We start from the raw sequence: 19,810 nt of genomic DNA on the forward strand, positions 1-19,810 counted from the left end.
TCCGGGGGTCTCCGATGGGGAGTAGTGTTTGTTAGGGATGGGCGTGGCGGGCACGCGGCGCGTGTTTTTCACGGCGCGTTTATAGAGTGGGGGGATGACAGGGGATTTAAGCTTTGGTGACAGCCGGTTGCTGGTGCGGAACACCCGGCTAGGGGTTGGCGTCGCCGATGGGATGGGCCGCGTTGGCCTGGAACCCCTCCGGCACCTTCCCGCTCAGGTAATAGGCGAAGGCGATCACCTCGGCCACGGCCAGATAAAGCTCGCGGGGGATTTCCTCGCCCAGGGGCACCTCGGCCAACACCTTCGCCAGCCCCGGATCGGTGCGCAGCGGCACCCCGTGTTCCTCGGCCAGCGCGATGATTTGCTCGGCCAAATCACCCTTGCCGCTGGCGGTGACGCGGGGGGCGTTCCGTCCGTCGTAGTTCAGGGCGATGGCGAGATCGGGCGGATTGACGACGCGGTTCATGCCTTGAGGTCCAGCAAGGGCGCGGCGGGCGCGGTGTTCCTGGCGTTGGCGGCGGGGGCTTGTGCCAGCGTATCCAGATGGCCCACCGCCAGCCCCGCGCCTTCCAGCCGCGCCCGCAGCCAATCGCCGTGGTCCCGCAACAGCCCGGCGGTGTCCGCCGTGTCGCTCCAGAGGTAGGTATCGATCTTGCCGCCCGCCAGCACCAAGCGGGCCGAGACCGTTCCCAGTCCTGGCGGCCTGAGTTCCAGGTTCACCGACCAATGTTGGGTGGCGGTGGCCTCCGCGCCGCCGTGTTGTGCCTCGGCGTCGATGCGTATCCGCAGGGTGTCGCTTTGCTCGCCTTGGGCATAGGGGATCGCCACGGACCAGGATTGGGTGCCGTCCGGTTGGGGTAGGGCGGCCAGTTGGTCCAGGCCGATGCGCGCCAAAGCGCCCTCGACCTTCCGTGCCAGGGCATCGAGCGGGGAGGGGTCGGTGCCGGTGGTCTGTGCGGTTTCCGGCGTGTTGGCGGGCCGTCCGGCGGTTTCCGCCGGGTGCGCGGGTGCGCCCGTAGCGGGTTGGGCGGCGTCCAGCCGGTCCAATACGGTCAACAGCAAGCCTTTGAAGTCCCCGGCGGGAAAATCCCCACCCCGGTCCAACACCCGCGCCAACCGCGCCTCGAACCATATTCCCGCGTCCCCCAGCGCCTGGGCCAGGCCTTCCGCCGTGGCGAGCCGCCCCGGATTGGGCAGCGCCGCCAAGAGTCCGGCCAGGGCTTGCTTGACCGGGGCGGGCAGGGGGTGGGCCGGGTCCGCCAGTTTGGGCAGCGCCGCCGCGAACTCGGCCAGTGGGATTTGCTTGGGCAGGAGCAGCCGCAGGGCTTGGGCTTCTGGGGTATCGGCGGGAGAGGGCGGGGACGGCGATGCGCCGCCGGGGTGGGCTCCGGGCGGGGCGATGGCGAGCGGACGCAGTTCCGGCGTGGTGCCGGGCCGGGTCACTTCCAGCTTGAGCAGGGTGCCGGGCGGGAGGTCGGCAGTGGTGGCGGCCACCAGGGTTTTGCCGCCGATTTGCAGCAGGAGGTTGGTGTCCGAGAGCCTGGCCCGGACCACGGCGGTCACCACATCGCCCAGTTTCAGCCCCGCCCCGCCCGGTCCCGGCGCGGGAGCCGGACCTATCGGAAGCGGCGTGCGGGTGATTTCCATGGTTCAGGCCAGCAGCAGGTGCTGGACTTGCCAGATATCGTCCTTGGCCCGGTCCAGCACGTCCTGGCTCAGTTCGGTCGCGGACTGGCCCGCCAATAGCTTCCGGTAGGCGGGGGTTTGGTCCAGGTGCGGATGTTTGTGGACCTCCAGGCTGCCGACGAAGCTATGCAATTGCGCCAGGATCACCAGGTCGGTGTAATCGGCGGGGCCGGGACGGTCCAGCAGCCAGTCCTCGGCGTGGCGGGCGGCCTCCTCGAAATCCTTGGGGAAATCCCATTGCCGCAGGATCAAAACGCCCACCGGCGTCCTGAGCGCTTGCAAGGCCGCGTCGAGCTGGGCCGGATCGTCCAGCAGGCCGGGGTGGCGGTCGGCCAGGGTCAGGACCGGCACGCAGCCGATATCGTGGACCAAGCCGGCCAGCATGGCGCGGTCGGGATCGAAGCCGCGCAGCTTATGGGCCAGCACCGCGCAGATGGCGGCGACATAGCCGCTGTGCGCCCACAGGGCGTTCATGCGCTTGCGGATTTGCGGGGATCGCGCCGTGAACACGGATTTGAGCGCGAAGCTGGTGATGAGGTGCTGGGCGGCTTTGAGGCCGATGCGGGTCAGGGCTTCGGGGCAGCTCTCGATCTTCTTGCGGCCGGGGTAGAGCGGGCTGTTGGCGATGTGGATCAACCGCGCCGTGATGGCGGGGTCGAGTTGCACCACGCGGGCGATGCGGGCGTTGTTGGCCTTTTCGTCGTTGATGGCTTTGCGGATTTTGAGCGAGATTTCCGGCAAGGTCGGCAGGACCAGCTTTTCCGCCCGCAAGTCCTGGTAGCACTGGCGGAGCAGCGGGTTGTGCGCGTCCTCTGTGGGGGCGGCGGGTATGGCGGACACGGGGGTCTCCGTTGGGGCGGGCGGTGGTGGGTTCCCGATACTAGGTTAGCGGCATTCCGGGGGTTTGTTGGAGGGGGTCCGTCCACCCGGACTGGCTGCCGGGGATTTCCGCCCGTTTCGCCAAGCCGGGCTTGTCCCGCCGTCTTAAAGGCGGCGGGCCGCGCCGCCCCGCCGCCCCGCCCCGCGATCATGCCTTACCGGCATGTCCCATCCGCCGCCGACAAAGCCTCCACCACCGTCGGCCCCGCCGGTTGCACCAGCGCTTCGGGATGTTTGTCCAGATAATCCAGGATCGGCCTGGGATCGAATTCCCGCCGGGCGCGGCAAGCATCGCCGCCCGGCCCGCCCAAGACCCCCGCCACGAAGCCCGCGCACAGACCCGCCCCGAGATGTTCCCTGGGGGTATCGGTCTTCTTCCAGAGCGTGCCCGGCGTTTTGAACAGGGCCAGATATTCCCCGCAGGCCCATTTCAGCCAAGTCCCGTCCTTGGGCGCGAGATGGGCCGAATACAGCGCCGACAACGGTCCCTTGTCGATCTGTCCCGGTTCCGCCGCGCATTCCCCGGCCAGCAGGGCCAATCCCATCGCCATCGCCGCCCATTTCATCGTGTTGCCTCCTCGCTTTGCCGGATGATTCCGGGCCGTTCCCGGTCCAGGCGCAAACCATAGCCCAATAAAAAACGGGGCTCCACATCCCTGTGGAACCCCGTTCCATCCCACCCATCAGCGGCTGGGGGTCTGCTCCCACCAGTTCACGAAGCCCGGCGCCCCCTTCCTGCCCATGGCGTTGACATAGGCGACCAGGTTGTTGAGGTCGTTGCCGCACAGGTAATTCTTGAAGGCGGGCATCCCCTCGTCGGAACCGCCGGGCACCACCTCCCGCACATCGTCGCCCTCGCCCGCGATCTTGGGGCCCATGCCGCCCAGGCCGGTCATGCCGTGGCAGCTATAGCAGTTGAGGCGCAGATAGGCCCGGCGTCCTTCCTCGACCGGGCTGAGGGTTTCGGCCATGCAGGGTTCCTTCACCGCGATATTGACCGTGGCGCTGGCCTTGGCGGTCGCGCCCCCCGCCTTGCCGGTGGCGGTGATGGTGTACTTGGTGGCGGGTTGGGGCAGCCGGGGATAGCCGCTGATGACGCCGGTCTTGGCGTCCAGGGCCAACCCCAAGGGCAGGGCGGGGCTGCTGGCGTAGGCCACCGGAACCCCGGCGTCGAAGCCGGTCGCGGCATAGGCCGGGGTCGCCGCCATGGTCTGGTCCTTGGGCAGCACCAGGGCTTGGGAGGCCGGGGCGAGGCCCGCCGCCGCCGCGCCGTCCGCGAGGCAGAACAGCAACAGGCCGGGCAACAGGGCGCTGGAAAGATTCGCGTGCGCTTTCATATTCTATTTACCTTCATGGTTGGAGGGGTGCGCCGGAGCCGCGTCGGCGGGACTTCCGGGCGGACCCAGGTCGGGTTCGATGAGCGGTAGGTGATAGGCCGAGAGGATGCGCTGGATGTCGTCGCGCCGTCGTTCGATGGCGGCGTCCAGCCGGGCGGCGAGCGCCTGGTCGTCCTTCCGGACGCCCATGGCGATGTCGTAGGCGAACGGCATTCCGGGCATCCCGGCGTCGTTGGGCGCGGGCCGCACCGCCAAGGCGTCGCCGTACCGGGCCGCGTAATAGCCCCCGAACGGTCCCCAGACGATGGCCATGTCGATCCGGCCTCGGGCCACGGCCTCGATGATTTGGCCCTGGGGCTGTTTCACCGAAGCCCCGCCCCACAGGGAAAAGCCGAAGATGTTGTTGGCGAGTCCATGTCGGCCCAGGGCGACGGCGGGCGGCGAATTGGAGCCGTCGTTGCCGACCGTGTGCAGGCCGATCTTGAGCCCGCGCAACACCGGATCGTCGTAGGACTGGAAATCCAGGCCGCGCTGGCGCTGGCTGACCACGACATAGCCGGAGCGGTAATAGGGCCGGGTGGTCCGCACCCGCTCGAATCCGCCGGGCACGCTGATGACCACATCGCAACGGTCCGCGCCCAAGGTCTGGCGGAAGAAGCTTTGGCGCTGCTTCAGCCAGGTGTAGGCCACGCGGGCGTGCAGGTCCTGGGCCAATACCTGGGCGATCTTGTTCTCGTAGCCTTCCTGCCCCAGGTTGGAATACGGCAGATTGTCGGGATCGGCGCAGACGCGCAGCGTACCGCCCGCGAGGGCCGGTCCCGCGGCCAGCGCGGCGGCCAACGCGGTCCAGCGCAGCCGCCGGGGAAAGGCTCGGGATCGTGGGCTCATGGGCGTGAAACCGGGACTCAAGGGTTCAGCTTGAAGACATGGACCCGGCCACCGCCATTGGTGGCGCCGCCGCTTTCCGAGCCGGTCTTGCCGGGGCAGGGCTTGCCGCTGGCGGTGAAGCCGCCCGCCAGCCAACCCACGCCACTGAACACCGCCACCCGTTGCTGCTTGTCCGGTCCCATGAAGGTGATCGGCGTGCCGACCGTGCCGCATTCATAGCCATTGGCATCGGTCAGCGCGGTCTCGAACAACAGGTCGCCGGTGATGGCGTCGAGCGCCTTGAACTTGTTGTCGAGGGTGCCGTAGAAGATCACGTCGCCCTGGGTCGCCAACACGCCGCTATAGATGGCGGCCGGTTCGGGATAGGCCCATTTGCGGGTGTTGCTGGTGATATCCCAGGCCACCAACTCGCCGGAAAACAGCCCGCCCGGTCCCAGGGTCATGGTGATGTTCTGGCCCATGAACGGCGCGCCGGCGATATATTCGGCCTTCAGGCCCTCGTAGGTCTGGCACAGGTTGAAGGTCGGCACATAGAACAAATTGGTGCGCGGCGAAAACGCCATCGGTTCCCAGCCCTTCAAGCCCATGGCCGAGGGGCAGATATCGGTGGTCGGGACGCCTTGATGGGTGGCTTTGGGCGAGTCCGGGACCACCTGGCCCTTGGCGTCGAGGAACACCGGCAGGCCGGTGGCGAGGTCGATATGGTCGGCCCAGTTCACCGCTTCCGGCTTGGGACCGAACTTGGTCGCCGCCAGGACTTCGCCGCTGAGCCGGTCGAAGGTGTAGGCGAAGCCGTTCTTGTTGAAATGCACCAGCACCTGGGCATGGCTGCCGCTGGCGTTGGTGATCGGGGTGGTGAGGGTCAGCGGGACGCTTTCGCCCGAAGCCGCGTCGTAGTCCCAGTAATCGTGCGGCGTGGTCTGGTAGATCCATTGCGCCAAGCCGGTCGAGGCGTTGCGGGCGAACACCGACGCGCCCCATTTGTTAGCACCGGGGCGTTGGTCGGCATTCCAGGTGCCGGGCTGGCTGGTGCCGTAGAACAGCAGGTCGGTGGCGGCGTCGTAATTGATGAAGCCCCAGACCGAACTGCCGCCCTGCTGCCATTTGTTGCCGGCGCCTTCCCAGCTGGTGACGCCCTGGTCCACGCCCTGGTTCTTGCCCTTCTGGTAGAACGAGTTATAGAAGGCGCTGCCGACCTTGACATCGCTGTCGGGTCCGGTGGTGTAGGCGGTCCATTGCACCGCGCCGGTCGCGAGGTCCAGCGACTTGACCCAGCCCCGCACCGCCATTTCGCCGCTGGAACTACCCACGATCACCCGGTATTTACCCGCTGCGGCCTTGTTCGGGACGATGAGGACCGCGCCATTGGTGGTGACGCCGGTCTTGGGGTCGGCCAGGGAGGTGCGCCATTTCTGCTTGTGGGTCGCGACATCCACCGCCACCACGGTGTCGTCCAGCGTGGTGTAGACCACGAGGCCGTTCTGGTAGGCCGGGCCGCGGTTGACCGTGTCGCAGCAATTCACGCCGAAGGCATAGCGGTTGACGCTGGGGGAGAAGGTCCACAGGGTCGCGCCGCTGCTGAGGTCGTAGGCGATCAGCTTGTTCGGGAAGGGCGTCACCACGTACAAGGTGCTGCCGACCACCAGGGGAGCGCCCATGTGGCTGCCATTGACGCCGGTCTTGAAGGTGCGTTCCAGCACCAGCTTGGAATCGAGGGGAGTGCCGATGCTGGTCCGGTTGATTTGGGCGAGTTCGCTGTAATGGGTGCCGTCCAGGGCGCCGCCATGGCTGGTCCATTGGTTGCCGGTGCCGACCACGGTGGTCAGCGCGGCCCCGGCCCCCAGGCTATGGATTCCCAGCAATAGCGCGATAGGCCATCCCGCCCGTGGCCGGGATGGAGGTTGGAAGAAGCCCGTGGCCGACGCGCCGCCATGGAATTGGTTTTTCATAAGATTAAGCCCCCAAGAGCTGAAGTTCGCGGAATCCCACACCGTCCGGTCCGGGCGGCGATGGGTGGATTTATTGACAACGGAGCGGTGGTTTAAAGCGCCTGCGACTAATATGGCAAGCATAGCTTAAAAAATCCGGTTTATAGGTGATAGGTATCGGGGTATTTTTGGGATTTATCCCCGTGGCGATGGCGAGACAATTTTATATTTAACAGCGCATGTAAGCATGAAAATTTAATGACTATGTCGTAAAAAATGAATCTGAATATTTACATATTTAAAGCGTGGTCGATACGCAAAATGTGCGGCTGTTCCGGCGTAATCTATACATTCTTCGCCAGTGGATGGCCGGATGCGGCGCTGGCTTGTGATACTTCGCCCGAGCGGTCGCCGGAGGGCTCGATAGCAATGATTAGCAAACATCATGCCGACATTGGTCGCCAGGAAAATGTGATAGTATTCACAGTCCAGCCGGATCGGAACAAACCAAAATTGCAGCCCCGCAAAAAATGACTGCAAGCTTGGTATGGACTCCTGGAATGGCTTGTTTTTGGTGGGTGGCTTAAATAGGGTATTTTGGCTGGGTTGCGGCCCGGAATGGGCCAAATGATAAGCGTTATCTTTGGAAGTGTTGGCGAGGGTATCGAGCGGCTATGCCAGCCGCGCCGCGATCCATAACCCTCCGGCCCGGCCCGTCCGGGCGCGACAGACCCGCCTTATAAAAGGACGCGGGACCAAGCCATCCCCGTCATCGCGACGCAGCGCCCGGCCCGTCCAAGCCACCGATTTTTATTGTGGTCGCACTGAATTTTCAGTACCCTGCACCGCGGTTTGCGCCGCCATGGAAACGGACAATCAATCCAATCCGCGTGCAGCCACCCTTGACAAAGTGGCGCACAAGGGACCGGATCACCCAATAGGGAAACGTTCCGCCAACCCGCCGGTTCGTTGGAAAAAACCGGCACGCCAAGCCAAGCAAGCAATAAGAAATTCGGAAACCTACTGACAGAGAAGAGAGAGGAGGAAACTATCGTGTTACAAGCAAATGCGTCGGTAATCATCGCATTATTGATGGGTATCGCCGGTATCGCCTACGTCAAATGGCAGCTCAAGCGGGTGCTGTCCTGCGATGAGGGCAATGAGACCATGCGGGGTATCGCCGCCGCCATCCAGGAAGGCGCGTCCGCGTTCCTGAGCCGCGAATACCGTGTGTTGGCCATCTTCGTCGCCATCGTCGCCGCCATCATCGCCGCCTTCCTGGCGTGGCAGACCGCGGTGTGCTTCGTGGTGGGCGCGGTCGCTTCCGCCGGGGCCGGCTATCTCGGCATGTACGTGGCTGTCCGTTCCAATGTGCGTACCGCCGCCGCCGCCAGCCATGGCCTGCACCAAGGTTTGCGCGTCGCCTTCGGCTCGGGCGCGATCATGGGCATGTCGGTGGTGAGCTTTTCGCTGCTGGGCATGACCATCCTTTTCCTCATCTTCAGCGGCAGCCCCGAGCAATTGACCTATGTCACCGGCTTCGGCTTCGGTGCCAGTTCCATCGCGCTGTTCGCCCGTGTCGGCGGCGGCATCTACACCAAGGCCGCCGACGTGGGCGCGGACTTGGTGGGCAAGGTCGAGAAGGGCATCCCCGAGGACGATCCCCGCAACCCCGCCGTGATCGCCGACAACGTGGGCGACAACGTGGGCGACGTGGCCGGCATGGGCGCTGACTTGTTCGAGTCCTATAGCTCCTCCATCATCGCCGCCGCCGCCTTGGGCGCTTCTCTGGGCGTGAATTCGCTGGCCTTCATCGGCCTGCCGTTCTTGATCGGCGCGGTGGGCGTGTTGGCCTCCCTCTACGGCATCTACATGGTGACCGCCGAGGACGATTGGAAAATCCGCCAAAGCACCAATCCGGTCCTGGTCCTCTTCAACAAGTTCGTCACCCAGATCGACGAAACCGCTTCCCTGCAAGCTTTGCTGGACGCGCTGCGCCGTTCGGTGTGGGGCGCTTCGGCCTTGATCGTTGTGTTTTCGCTGCTGGCCGTGTTGCTGACCGGCGTGAGCATCAACTACTGGTTCGTGATCCTGGTCGGCCTGGTCGCGGGCAACGGCATCGCCTACGTGACCGAGTACTACACCTCGTACACCGAGAAGCCGGTCAAGTCGATTGCCGAAGCCTGCCAGACCGGCCCGGCCACCACCATCATCCAGGGCACCGCCGTCGGCATGATGAGTACGGTGTTCCCGGTGTTGATCACCGCCGTGGCCATCCTGGTCAGCATTTGGCTGGGCCATAAGGCCGATGGGTCCATCACCGCCGGCCTCTACGCCGTGGCCCTGGCCGGCGTGGGCATGCTCAGCACCCTGGGCGTGACCCTGGCCACCGACGCCTACGGCCCGGTCGCCGACAACGCCGGTGGCATCGCCGAGATGAGCCATCTGCCGCACGAGGTCCGCCAGCGTACCGACGCCCTGGACAGCCTGGGCAACACCACCGCCGCCACCGGCAAGGGTTTCGCCATCGGTTCCGCCGTGCTGACCGCCCTGGCCTTGTTGGGCGCCTACATCACCGCCGCCAAGATCGATTCCCTGAGCATCCTGGCCCCGACCATGCTGCCCGGCATCCTGATCGGCGCGATGCTGCCGTTCCTGTTCTCCGCCATGACCATGAGCGCGGTGGGCAAGGCCGCCTACAACATCGTGTTGGAAGTGCGCCGCCAGTTCAAGGAAATCCCCGGCCTGATGGAAGGCACCGGCAAGCCCGACTACGCGGCTTGCGTGGGCATCTCCACCGAGGGCGCGCTGAAGGAAATGATGATCCCCGGCACCATGGCGGTCGTGGTGCCTTTGATCGTCGGCTTCGTGCTGGGCAAGGAAGCGCTGGCCGGCCTCTTGATCGGCACCACCGCCTCTGGCTTCCTGCTGGCCGTGATGATGGCGAACGCGGGCGGCGCCTGGGACAACGCCAAGAAGTGGATCGAAACCGGGCAGTACGGCGGCAAGGGCTCCGACGCCCATAAGGCCGCCGTGGTGGGCGACACCGTGGGCGATCCCTTCAAGGACACTTCCGGTCCCTCGCTCAACATCCTCATCAAGCTGATGAGCATCGTGAGCTTGGTGTTCGCCAGCGCCTTCGGTTCGGGCTGGTTGAGCTTCTAAGCTAAACCGTCCTTCCGGGCCGATAAAAAAGCCCGCCTCCCTCACGGGGGGGCGGGCTTTTTGTTTGGGGCTTATCAACCAATCCCGCGGGCCTGTCGGTTTTATTCAACCACGACCGCCTTGGCCTGATACACTGCCCGTCCTTCCCGGTCCGGTTATACGGCCCCGGATGGGTCGACAGACAGCGTTGTTAATGCCCGTGTATGTATAAGGAGAACCGCGATGTCACCATTCCCATTAGAGGTGCCGGCCTTGGCCGCGGCGAAGCTCAAATCCTACGGAGCCCTGGGCTTGTGCTTGTGGCTGGGCGGGACCGGGTGGGCGCGGGCGGAACCCGATTTCGCCGCCATCCCCAACGACCGTCTGACCGGCGCTTTCCATATCGCCACCGCGACGGCGGACCTGGACGCCGACGGCAAGGCCGATCTGGTCACGGCCAATTTCGACGACAACACCGTGTCCGTGGTCCTGGGCCGGGGCGACGGGACTTTCCAGGCCAAGGTGGATTATCCGGTGGGCAGCTTCCCGGCGGGGGTGGTGGTGGCCGATTTCAACCGCGACGGCAAGCCGGATATCGCCACCGCCAACTGGGGGGGCACCACGGTGTCGGTATTGAACGGCCTGGGCGACGGGACGTTCGGGATCAAGAAGGATTATCCGGCCCGGCAAAGCTCCTACCGCATCGCCGCGGCGGATATCAATGGCGATGGCTATATCGACCTCGCCACCGTGGGGTATAACGGGCGGAATTATGGCGTCTCGGTCCTGCTCGGCAACGGCGGGGGGACCCTGTTCAATTTTATCGGCAGGTATGTCACGTCCGGCAATACCTATGCCCTGGCGGCGGCGGACCTGAACGGCGATGGCAGGGCGGATATCGCCGCCGCCAACGAAAAGGGCGCGGATTCCACCGTCACCGTCTGGTTCGCCGATGGCGCGGGCCTTTTGTGGAACGGCAAGCATTATCCCGTGGGCCGCGATCCCATCGGGCTGGTCGTGGCGGATCTCGACGGCGATGGCAAGCCCGACCTCGCCACGGCCAACACCGGCGACGATACGGTGTCGGTGCTGCTGGGCCTGGGCGGCGGCCTATTCGGGGCGCGGGCCGACTATGGAGCGGGGCAAACCCCCCAGGCGCTGGCTGCGGCGGACCTCGACGGCGACGGCAAGCCCGACCTCGCCACGGCCAATAACAAAGGCGGGGCGGTGTCGGTGCTGTTGGGCCTGGGTGCCGGCAAGTTCAAGCCCAAGGCCGATTATGGCCGCGGATCGGCCACGTCCGTGGTGGTGGCCGATTTCAACGGCGACCAGCGGCGCGACCTGGCCTTGGGTCGGGGCGGGGACAACACCTACGACGTACTCCTGGGCGATGGCTCGGGCGGCCTGTCCGGGCCGGAAATCCCCAAGGGCGTCTATGCCGTGGGCTTGAATCCCGCCCAGGCGGTGGTGGCCGACCTCGACCACGATGGCCGTTTGGATGTCGCCACGGCCAACTGGGGCGACGACAGCGTGTCGGTGCTGGGCGGCAACGGGGATGGGACTTTGCGGGCGGCGGTGCGTTATGCAGTGGGCCGGGCGCCCCGCGCCCTGGCGGCGGGCCGCCTGAACCCGGACCACAGGCCGGAGTTGGTCACGATCAGCAGCTATTGGAACGGGTCGGGCTATAGCAATAGCTTCTCGGTCCTGCTCGCCCGCGGGGCCGGTGGTTACCGGGCCAAGCTGGATTATCCGGTGGCGCACAGCGGCTCTTTGATGTCGGTCGCCGTGGCCGACCTCGACCGGGATGGCCGGGGCGATGTGGTGATCGGGAGCAGTGGCGGGGCCGTCCCGGTGTTTTTCGGCCGGGGCGATGGCACGTTCCAGGCCGAGGTGGATATTCCCACCGGCCTGATCGGGGCCGGGAGGGCCACGGTGGCCGATCTGAACGGCGACGGTTTTCCCGACCTCGCCATCACGGGCTATGCCGCGGCCGGTCCCCAGGTCGCCAGCCTGCTCGGCGACGGCGGCGGCGGTTTCCAGCCCGCCGGGAGCTACAACGTGTCCAGCGGCGTCTATGGCTTGGCGGCGGGGGATATCAACGGCGATGGCAAGACCGACCTCGCGGCCTGCAATCCAGGCAGCGACAACGATGTCGCGGTCTTGTTCGGCAACGGCGATGGCGGTTTCCAGCCATACCAGGCATTGAAGGTCGGGCGTTATTGCAACGCCGTCGCCATCTTCGATGCCAACGGCCAGCGCGGCCTCATGGCCGCCAATGGTTGGGACGATACCGTGTCGGTACTGCCCGGCAAAAGCGATGGCACTTTCTTGGCGGAACGGGATTTCGGCGTCGGCCATGCGCCCATGGATGTCGTGGCGGGCGATCTGAACGGCGATGGCAAGCCCGACCTCGTCACCGCCAACTGGGCCGATAGCAGCGTGTCGGTGTTGCAGAACACCACGGTCCTGCCCAACGATCTCGCCCTGGCGGTCAGCGGCCCGGCCACGGCCACGGTGGGCACGCCCATCGATTATGCCTTCACCGTCACCAACGCTTCCCATCTCAAGACGGCCAGGGTGAGGGTCGCGGGCAACCTGGGCGACCTCGCCCGATATGCCGCGCCGCTGCCGGGCTTCTGCAAAAGCAAGGCCCAGGTCGTGACCTGTACGCTCGGCGAACTCGCTCCTGGACAGTCGCAAGGTTTCACCCTCCAGGCGGTGCCCATCGCGGCGGGTAAGCTGGGCTTCAAGGCCCAGGTGTCGGGCCAGGAAGCCGATCCCAATCCGGTCAATAATGTGGTCAAGCTCCAGACCCAAGTGGATTGAGCGCCACCGTTGGAACAGGCCGCGGGAGGTGGTCTGTTCCTCCACCGCCTTAACAGCGGGTGCCAGGTGGATGCGTGGAAACTCGCCGGACGCCTGGGTTTCCGATAATCTGCCGCCTCGTTGAGTCCCACAGGAATCCCCCCTTGCCCGCCGAACAACTGCTCTGGTCCTTCGTCCACCGCCCCTATGTCACCGCCTTCCTGGTCTTCTTCCTGGCCCTGTCCTGGCTGGAACAGGGCGGGCGGCGCACCGCGCTCTGGGTTGTCACCAGCTACCTCGTGGCCTTCGCCGCCGAATGGGGCAGCATCAACCATGGCATTCCCTTCGGGGTTTACGTCTACCACTACGACGCGCTCCAGAACGACCTGGTGGTCTTGGGCGTGCCGTTCTTCGACACGCTGTCGTTCGCCTTCCTGAGCTATGTCAGCTTCTCGTTCGCGCAGTTCTTCCTCTCGCCCTTGTCGGTGCGCGGGCTGGACCTGCGCCGCGCCACCCCGCCCCAGGTCCGGGGCTCCTGGGCCGCGTTGCTACTGGGTTCGTTCCTGATGACCGTGGTGGACCTGATCGTCGATCCCATCGCCAACTTGGGCAAATATTGGTTCCTCGGCGACATCTACCATTACCCCGACCCCGGCATCCATTTCGGCGTGACCTTCGCCAACTATTGCGGCTGGTTCGTGGTGGCGGCCACCACCATCGCCATCAACCAAAGGCTGGACGCGGCGTTGGCCCGGCGCGGCCATCCTCCGCCCGACGCTGCGTCATGGCCCGGCCTGGGCGGGTTCGCGCCCTGCTTCTGGGCCGGGATCGTGCTGTTCCAACTGGGGGTGACGTGGTGGGTGGCGTATAGCGGCCAGCCCGGTTTGGACGCGGCCCGCGTCCAGCTCCAGGCGGTGACCGGCAGTTATATCCTGGCCCCGGTTTTGGTCCTGGCGGCGGCGCGGTTGGCCAATCCCGGTCCGGGTCCGGGGTCGGCGGGATAGCTGGCGGGATTGAGGGGGGTTCCGGTCCATCTGGCCCAGAATAGGCCGAGCAGCGCCAGAATATAATAGGCGGGCAGGGTAATATCGCGTTTGACCAGCCACAGATAATGGAATACCGCCGCTATCGCGATCCCATAGGTCAGGCGGTGCAATAGCTTCCAATTGCGCCCGCCCATCCGTTTCATCATGGTATTGGTGGAGGTCAGCGCCAGGGGGATCATCAATGCGAAGGCTAGGCAGCCCGCCGCGATATAAGGGCGGAAGGCCATATCCTTGAGGATTTCCCGCCAATCGAAAAACTGGTCGAATATCAAATAGGCCAGGACGTGCAGGCAGGCGTAGAAGAAAGCATATAAAGCCAGGGTCCTGCGCAGGCGCATCAGCCAATTCCAGCCCAATATCCGCCGCAAAGGCGTCACGGCCAGGGTCGTCATCAATAGGTTGAGGGACCAAATCCCGGTGGTATGGGTAATCTCCGCCACCGGGTCCGGGCCGAACGCAGCGAGGGCGGCGGCGGCGAGCAAGCGGGTGCCGGGAATCAGGCAGGCTATGAACAGGGCGAGCTTGAGATAGGCGATTTGGGTTGGCGAAGGGTGTCGCATGGGAATTCAGCCCTTGATCCGTTATTTTAAGCGACCCGGCCATGCGGCGGGTCTGGAGCGCGGGCTGGGATTGGCCCGTATAAATCCAAGTTATATTCCAGCCCGGCCTGGTTTGGGTTTCTGTGAATCAACGATAGGATTTCATGGGCGCAAAAAATCCCTATTATGCAGCGCGTATACCAAGCCCCAGGTATTCTATGGTACCTGCTGATGCTTGGGGTTTATCTCTCCCGGGTTTCGCTGTTGCCGCCCGATAATAGAACCCCGCTCCAAGGTGGTTACGATAGCTTGGAGCGGAAACCCGGCCATTTGGTTCCGAACCAAAACCTTCCGCCGTGGTCTTAATGGCGCAAAGCGGTTATCGATAAGGAGTGCCACCATGTCGGATTCCCCATTAAGTCCCATCGCCGACCCCTTCGTCCGCGCGGCCAATGCGGCCACCTCCGGGGTGAATGACGATCTCCTCGCCTTGCTGGTGGTCCTGTCCTTGTTCGGATTCGCCCTGGTCGAACACCGGCGGCCTTTCCTGCGGCCCGGAATCCGGGCGCTCAAGACTTCCTATTTCACCAATGTCTGCCTTTTCCTGTTCAACGATATCACCCTTTCCCTGCTGTCGATCCCGACCCTGTATTTCGTGGCGCAACAGCTTTCCGGCCTGGGTTTGTTGAGCGGTATGGAAGAGGGGGTGGCCAAGTATGCCTTGACTTTGGTCCTGTTGGATTTCGCGATGTATGTCTGGCATTACGCGACCCATCATTGCGATGCCTTGTGGGTTTTTCACAAGGTCCACCATAGCGACCGGACCTTGAACGTCACCACCGGCCTGCGCTTCCATATGGGGGAACTGTTCCTGGAGGTGCTGGTGCGGGTGGCGTTCATCGGCTTGATCGGGGTGGCGGCGAACGCGGTCTTGGTCGGGCAGACCATCATCACCTTGTTCGTGCTGTTCCATCATACCAATGTCAGCTTCCCCGCCGAGCGCGTCCTGTCCAAGTTGTTCATCGTGCCGAGGCTCCACAGGCTGCACCATTCCACCCTGCGCTGGCAGCACGATAGCAATTACGGGGCGATCTTCTCGATCTGGGACCGGATGTTCGGCACCCTGGCCGAGCAGGAACCCGCCGCCATCGGTTTGGACGGGGTCGACGAACTGCGTTTCTTCGACCTGCTCAAATATGGCCTGACCCACCGCATCAAGTTCAAGCCTGCGCCGGTGTCCGGCCAAGCGCTACGGGACTGGATGAAGAAAACCTCGTATCTGTGAGGGCGGACCCGTCCGCCGCCGCGCCGTATCCCAGCCAGCTTGTCCGCCCTGTTCCGGTGCGGGTCGGCGTGATCGCCGCCCCGGCTTCCGGTGCCTGTCTGCCTGACCCCGCGCCGATCCCGGCGTTTCCAGGCCGCGGCGGACATGGACGCCGCCGTATCCGGTCTTATAATTGCAGCAAAATCAAGGCCGACCCCCAGGTCGCGCCGACACCGGCTTAGCCATCGCAAGGCTTCCGTTTCCAGGACGTTCCAGGACTGGCCATGCCGGAACCTTGTCTCCATGCCCACACCCTGATCGAAAACTCGCCACCATGATCAATGCCAACATCCCCTATATTTCCGGTTATCCGCAACTCAAGAAACTGCGGATAGCCCTGGCGGTTTACCAAGCCACGAAATTGCTGTCCAAGCTCCAACAAGAATCCGAGGGCACGGTTTCCCACGATCAATCCAAACGGGTGACCTATCTGACCGCGCTGTTCTCGCGCATCCACCGCGACCTGTTCCACGATTGGAGGGAACAAGCCTCCGCCCCGCACCGCCCCGGCAGCATGACCGACGCCGACAAGCGCCGCGAATTCCGCGCCACCATCGAGCGCTTGGTGCTGGACGGCGAGGCCAACCGCGACACCGCGTTCTTCGACAACAACGGCTTCGTCATCAAGACCGACAACATCGCCGAGCGCCTGGCCGCGTTCTACCACAAGATGCGCAGCGTCCGGCCCTTCGCCTATGGCAACCGCATCACCCTGGATTTCTTCATGTCGGCGCTGGGGAATTTGCCCGCGTTCAAGGCGGTGTACGAACAGGGCATCGATTTCCGGCGGCTGGAGGCCGCCGACGCCACCGCCCTGCACGATCCCGGCACCGGCATCGAGGCCATCACCGCGGCCTTTGAACACGCCCTGGACCCGACCCGCACCAAGAGCCTGGAAAACATGCCCAACGGCTATGGGCGCTGGCCGGAGAACAAGAAATTCGTGACGGCGATTCCCTTCCTCTCGCACCGCACCCCCGATGGCATCGATTGCCTGGTGACGGTGAACGGCGGCTTGGTGCCCTTGGACAGCGTCAAGGACCGGCTGTCGATCCCCGGCAAGCAAATCGCCGATTATCCTTTGAGCCTGTCGGAGAACATCATCGGCTACCTGCCCGGCACCGAGCATCTGCGGGTGGCGGGCAAGACCGAGATCGACGGCATCCAGGTCGGCGAGAACGGCGTCGCGCCCTTGTTCTGCCTGGATATCAACATGCTGACCGGGCTGCGCTCGCCCAGCCATACCGAACTCCTGGAAGTGCTGAAGGAATGCGAGGGCGACCATGCCTCGGTCTTCAGCCTCGCCAATAACAAGCGGCTCAAGAACAAGCTGCTGGCCGCCGCCAGCGGCGATTCCCGCCTGGAACGCACCATCGAAATCGCCTACGAACGGCTGGGCAAGATCAGCCGCAAGCTCGACGCCTGCCTGGACAAGATTTACGAGAACAAATATCCCGTCGCCAACCCCATGCTGTTCATGTGCTTGGGCGGCGCGGGTTCCGGCAAGAGCGCGGTGGAGGAGATCGCCAGGGCGCAATGCGGCGATAATTTCGTCACCACCTCGCTGGACGAATTCCGCAAGGAAAGCGATCTCTACACCGTGCTGACCGCCGCCAACCACCATTCCGACGATTATGTCTTCGTCGAGCCTTTCGCCAACCGCCTGCGCGACATGGTGGCGAACTACGCCAAGGAGGAGCGTTTCAACCTGCTCTACGACGGCACCGGCATTCCTTATAAGCCGCGCTATTCGACCATCGTCGAGATTTTCCGCGCCGCCGATTTCGAGGTGCAGATGACGGCGGTGGACGCCTTTATCGTCAAGCCGGAAGGGCGCGAGGCCGAACTGACCCGGTCGTCGGTGGCGGGCACGGTGAAGCAGCGCTTCGACCGCACCGGCCGCGCCCTGCCCTGGGTCATCACGGTGGACAAGCATATCCGGGCACCGGGTTCGTTCCTGGACGCGCTGGAACACCTGGCCTTGCAAAAGCTCTCGCTGTTCGCCAACGACGCCGGGGCCAACCAGCATTATCTGGTGGCGGAAAGCTTCGATTTCTCGGACTACGAGGTCGAGGAATTGCAGGACCACCAACGGGCGGGCAGCCTGGCCGAGCACCTCAAGACCCTGGTCCGCACCCGGAGCGACTCCGTCCTCCACATCCTGGCCAAGGGCGGCCCCGACACCATCGAGACCCTGATGGCCCGCAATCCGGTGTTCAACGAGAACAACGTCGCCTATCAGATCTACAGCAACAAGAACGGGCATCGGGTGCTGTTGGTCTACAACGTCCGGCGTATGGTGGATTTCGTGGAGAAGCGGCAGTTGAACCCCAACGCCTCGGGCGAACAGGGCTTGCTGCACAAGCCGGTGGCGATGGCCTTCCATATCGATCCCGGCACCGCCGAACCCTGGAAGACGCGCTTGCAGAACTGCCCGCCGCCGGAGCCGCCGCCCGCTACGGTGTGAGCCTTCCAGCCATAACCCCACGAGGAACTCCCCATGCGCCTCGGCAAACCACGCTTCATCCTGGGCTTCTTGGCGCTGTCCGTGGTTCTATCCTGGAGCGCGGGCGGATTCCGCGATGCCCTGGGCACGCTCCGCCTGTTCACCGCCCCGGCCCCGGCCCATTTGCCGATGCCGGTCGCGGGCGTGCGGGCCGTGGATATCCGCGATAGTTGGGGCGCGCCCCGGCCCGGTGGACGCCGCCATCAGGGCATCGATATCTTCGCGCCCAGGGGACGGGCCATCCTCAGCACCACGCCGGGACTCGTGGTCGCGGTCGGGCATAACCGCCTGGGCGGGAACGTCGTGCGGGTGTTGGGGCCGGGGGCCGAATGGCATTATTACGCCCATCTGGACGCCTTCGGCCCGGTCCGGCCCGGCCTATGGATTCCGGCGGGAACCTTGCTCGGCTATGTCGGCGACTCGGGCAACGCCAAGGGTACGCCCAGCCATCTGCATTACGGCATCTACCATGCAGGCGGGGCGGTCAATCCCTATCCCCGGCTGGCCGGCGGTCCCCGCCCCGCGCAGATCCAGGGTCCGGGTCCCGCCCGGACCGGGGCCAAGAAAGGCTGAGCGGCGGGTGCCCATCCAACCCCACAGGAAGTCCCAAGCCATGCCGCATTTCCTCAGCGCCCTATTCGACCCGGCCCGCAATCCCGACGAAATCCTGCTGGAACAAGTCCGCGCCGCTGCCATCGAACGGGCGGTCGATAAGACCGACCCCCGCCTCAGGGCGCTGGACCGTTACCGCGAGCGCTTGCACGAGCCCGTGGCGCGGGCCTTGTCCCATGTCATCGGCCTGGTCGACCGGCTGCCCACCCCGGTCGAGATCAGCCCCGGCCAGTACGGCCACGATCCCCGGCTCAAGGCGCTGTTCGCCTCGGCGGAACACCTGGGCGAGGTGCTGGGCCGGTTCCAGGATGTGCGGGAGTATTTGGCGCGGCGGCCCGGCCCGGCCCCGGACGATATCTACGGACTCCTGGCCGCCGCCAAGCGGGAGAAGCAGGTTTTGGGCATGGCCCTGGAAGGCGGCCTCGTGCGGCGGGACGTGCTGCAAACCGCCATCAGTTTCGAGGGCCATCAATACTTCGCGCCCAGCGACAGCGAAGAAGCCGCCCGCGCCGCGCTCACCACCCTGGCGTTCGATTTCCTGCTGCTGCAAGCCCGGCAAGCCATCACGGCGCACAAAACCCGGCGCGGCGAACTGACCCGGCAGCGCCAACGGCTGCGGCGGCGGTTGTTGTCCCCGGACGCCGATCCCGCCGAGGTCGCGGGCCTGGAAGCGGATATCGCAGTCATCGACGAGGAACTGGGCTGTTTCAGCGGCATCGAACTGGGCCTCGAAGACAGCCTGCGCCATGTCGAAACCCTGCTGGAGGATGCCGAGCGCCGGCTCGCCGTCGAGCCGTTCCGGGTGGGCCTAGATTACCGTAATCTCCAGACCGCGGCGTCCGAGACCTTGGAGATGAGCGAGGCCGTCGCGTCGGACGGGACCCGGCGGATCGTGCTGTTCGGTCGGATTCCCCGCCGCCAGTTGCCGGAGCCGAAGGATACGCTGCGGCTGGGGCGGGCCTATCTCGGCGCTTGATGGGGCGGGGTCGGGTCCGGCGGATTCTTACAGGGTGCTTCCGGCCTGTCGGCGTGGTGGAATGGGGCCGGCTGTCTTGGGGAATTGCAACCCAAGACGACTGGTCGTATAAAAGCCGGGTTATCGGGTCCGGTTTCCCG

At 64.9% G+C, this 19,810-nt stretch carries 15 protein-coding genes; 7 read left to right on the forward strand and 8 right to left on the reverse strand.

Annotated elements, in window-relative coordinates; translation table 11 throughout:
- Positions 1 to 148: 148 nt before the first annotated feature.
- The 7 genes from K5658_RS04545 to K5658_RS04570 form a co-directional block, all read right to left on the reverse strand.
- Positions 149 to 466 (reverse strand): EscU/YscU/HrcU family type III secretion system export apparatus switch protein, encoded by a 318-nt coding sequence (locus tag K5658_RS04545; RefSeq protein ID WP_246628565.1) that lies wholly within the window; start codon positions 464 to 466, stop codon positions 149 to 151.
- Positions 463 to 1,647: a flagellar hook-length control protein FliK gene (gene fliK, locus K5658_RS23435; RefSeq protein WP_246628566.1), complete on the reverse strand. Its 1,185-nt coding sequence runs from the start codon at positions 1,645 to 1,647 to the stop codon at positions 463 to 465. The genes K5658_RS04545 and fliK overlap by 4 nt, the downstream gene beginning before the upstream one ends.
- A 3-nt stretch (positions 1,648 to 1,650) precedes the next feature.
- Positions 1,651 to 2,526, reverse strand: coding sequence for an HDOD domain-containing protein (locus tag K5658_RS04550; protein WP_221065793.1), 876 nt, complete (start codon positions 2,524 to 2,526; stop codon positions 1,651 to 1,653).
- 194 nt (positions 2,527 to 2,720) lie between these two features.
- The gene (locus tag K5658_RS04555; RefSeq protein ID WP_221065794.1) at positions 2,721 to 3,131 is read right to left on the reverse strand and encodes a Rap1a/Tai family immunity protein; all 411 of its coding nucleotides are present in this window, start codon (positions 3,129 to 3,131) and stop codon (positions 2,721 to 2,723) included.
- A 117-nt stretch (positions 3,132 to 3,248) separates the two neighbouring features.
- The gene (locus K5658_RS04560; RefSeq protein ID WP_221065795.1) at positions 3,249 to 3,902 is read right to left on the reverse strand and encodes a putative Ig domain-containing protein; all 654 of its coding nucleotides are present in this window, start codon (positions 3,900 to 3,902) and stop codon (positions 3,249 to 3,251) included.
- A gap of 3 nt (positions 3,903 to 3,905) precedes the next feature.
- Positions 3,906 to 4,790, reverse strand: coding sequence for a quinoprotein dehydrogenase-associated putative ABC transporter substrate-binding protein (locus K5658_RS04565; RefSeq protein ID WP_221065796.1), 885 nt, complete (start codon positions 4,788 to 4,790; stop codon positions 3,906 to 3,908).
- Between the two features lie 17 nt (positions 4,791 to 4,807).
- Entirely contained in the window at positions 4,808 to 6,739 is a 1,932-nt protein-coding gene (locus K5658_RS04570) for an outer membrane protein assembly factor BamB family protein (RefSeq protein WP_221065797.1), read from the reverse strand.
- A 1,071-nt stretch (positions 6,740 to 7,810) separates the two neighbouring features.
- Between K5658_RS04570 and K5658_RS04575 the strand changes: the two genes are divergently transcribed.
- The 3 genes from K5658_RS04575 (at position 7,811) to K5658_RS04585 (ending at position 13,671) form a co-directional block, all read left to right on the forward strand.
- Positions 7,811 to 9,883, forward strand: coding sequence for a sodium-translocating pyrophosphatase (locus K5658_RS04575; protein ID WP_425515945.1), 2,073 nt, complete (start codon positions 7,811 to 7,813; stop codon positions 9,881 to 9,883).
- A gap of 222 nt (positions 9,884 to 10,105) precedes the next feature.
- Positions 10,106 to 12,688, forward strand: coding sequence for an FG-GAP-like repeat-containing protein (locus K5658_RS04580; protein WP_221065799.1), 2,583 nt, complete (start codon positions 10,106 to 10,108; stop codon positions 12,686 to 12,688).
- Between the two features lie 143 nt (positions 12,689 to 12,831).
- The gene (locus K5658_RS04585) at positions 12,832 to 13,671 is read left to right on the forward strand and encodes a carotenoid biosynthesis protein (RefSeq protein WP_221065800.1); all 840 of its coding nucleotides are present in this window, start codon (positions 12,832 to 12,834) and stop codon (positions 13,669 to 13,671) included.
- On the opposite strand, the gene K5658_RS04590 is transcribed toward K5658_RS04585, so the two are convergent.
- Positions 13,593 to 14,273 (reverse strand): protein-methionine-sulfoxide reductase heme-binding subunit MsrQ, encoded by a 681-nt coding sequence (locus tag K5658_RS04590; protein ID WP_221065801.1) that lies wholly within the window; start codon positions 14,271 to 14,273, stop codon positions 13,593 to 13,595. The two genes, K5658_RS04585 and K5658_RS04590, sit on opposite strands and share 79 nt — an antisense overlap.
- 379 nt (positions 14,274 to 14,652) lie before the next feature.
- On the opposite strand from K5658_RS04590, the gene K5658_RS04595 reads away from it, so the two are divergent.
- The 4 genes from K5658_RS04595 to K5658_RS04610 all read left to right on the forward strand — a co-directional run bounded on the left by K5658_RS04595 (position 14,653) and on the right by K5658_RS04610 (position 19,670).
- Entirely contained in the window at positions 14,653 to 15,537 is an 885-nt protein-coding gene (locus K5658_RS04595) for a sterol desaturase family protein (RefSeq protein WP_221065802.1), read from the forward strand.
- A 313-nt stretch (positions 15,538 to 15,850) separates the two neighbouring features.
- Complete coding sequence (locus K5658_RS04600) at positions 15,851 to 18,043, forward strand: zeta toxin family protein (RefSeq protein ID WP_221065803.1); 2,193 nt, start codon at positions 15,851 to 15,853, stop codon at positions 18,041 to 18,043.
- 33 nt (positions 18,044 to 18,076) lie between these two features.
- Entirely contained in the window at positions 18,077 to 18,655 is a 579-nt protein-coding gene (locus K5658_RS04605; protein ID WP_221065804.1) for a M23 family metallopeptidase, read from the forward strand.
- Positions 18,656 to 18,695: 40 nt separating this feature from the next.
- Positions 18,696 to 19,670 (forward strand): hypothetical protein, encoded by a 975-nt coding sequence (locus tag K5658_RS04610; RefSeq protein WP_221065805.1) that lies wholly within the window; start codon positions 18,696 to 18,698, stop codon positions 19,668 to 19,670.
- Positions 19,671 to 19,810: the final 140 nt, after the last annotated feature.

This window comes from Methylomagnum ishizawai, from assembly GCF_019670005.1.
GTDB lineage: Bacteria > Pseudomonadota > Gammaproteobacteria > Methylococcales > Methylococcaceae > Methylomagnum > Methylomagnum ishizawai.

Excerpts from the sequence above, each read along its gene's own strand:
- K5658_RS04555 (WP_221065794.1), bottom strand. The coding sequence starts at position 3,131 with ATGAAATGGGCGGCGATGGCGATGGGATTGGCCCTGCTGGCCGGGGAA.
- K5658_RS04580 (WP_221065799.1), top strand. The coding sequence starts at position 10,106 with ATGTCACCATTCCCATTAGAGGTGCCGGCCTTGGCCGCGGCGAAGCTC.
- K5658_RS04565 (WP_221065796.1), bottom strand. The coding sequence starts at position 4,790 with ATGAGCCCACGATCCCGAGCCTTTCCCCGGCGGCTGCGCTGGACCGCG.
- K5658_RS04595 (WP_221065802.1), top strand. The coding sequence starts at position 14,653 with ATGTCGGATTCCCCATTAAGTCCCATCGCCGACCCCTTCGTCCGCGCG.
- fliK (WP_246628566.1), bottom strand. The coding sequence starts at position 1,647 with ATGGAAATCACCCGCACGCCGCTTCCGATAGGTCCGGCTCCCGCGCCG.
- K5658_RS04590 (WP_221065801.1), bottom strand. The coding sequence starts at position 14,273 with ATGCGACACCCTTCGCCAACCCAAATCGCCTATCTCAAGCTCGCCCTG.
- K5658_RS04575 (WP_425515945.1), top strand. The coding sequence starts at position 7,811 with ATGGGTATCGCCGGTATCGCCTACGTCAAATGGCAGCTCAAGCGGGTG.
- K5658_RS04600 (WP_221065803.1), top strand. The coding sequence starts at position 15,851 with ATGATCAATGCCAACATCCCCTATATTTCCGGTTATCCGCAACTCAAG.
- K5658_RS04570 (WP_221065797.1), bottom strand. The coding sequence starts at position 6,739 with ATGAAAAACCAATTCCATGGCGGCGCGTCGGCCACGGGCTTCTTCCAA.
- K5658_RS04545 (WP_246628565.1), bottom strand. The coding sequence starts at position 466 with ATGAACCGCGTCGTCAATCCGCCCGATCTCGCCATCGCCCTGAACTAC.
- K5658_RS04610 (WP_221065805.1), top strand. The coding sequence starts at position 18,696 with ATGCCGCATTTCCTCAGCGCCCTATTCGACCCGGCCCGCAATCCCGAC.
- K5658_RS04560 (WP_221065795.1), bottom strand. The coding sequence starts at position 3,902 with ATGAAAGCGCACGCGAATCTTTCCAGCGCCCTGTTGCCCGGCCTGTTG.
- K5658_RS04605 (WP_221065804.1), top strand. The coding sequence starts at position 18,077 with ATGCGCCTCGGCAAACCACGCTTCATCCTGGGCTTCTTGGCGCTGTCC.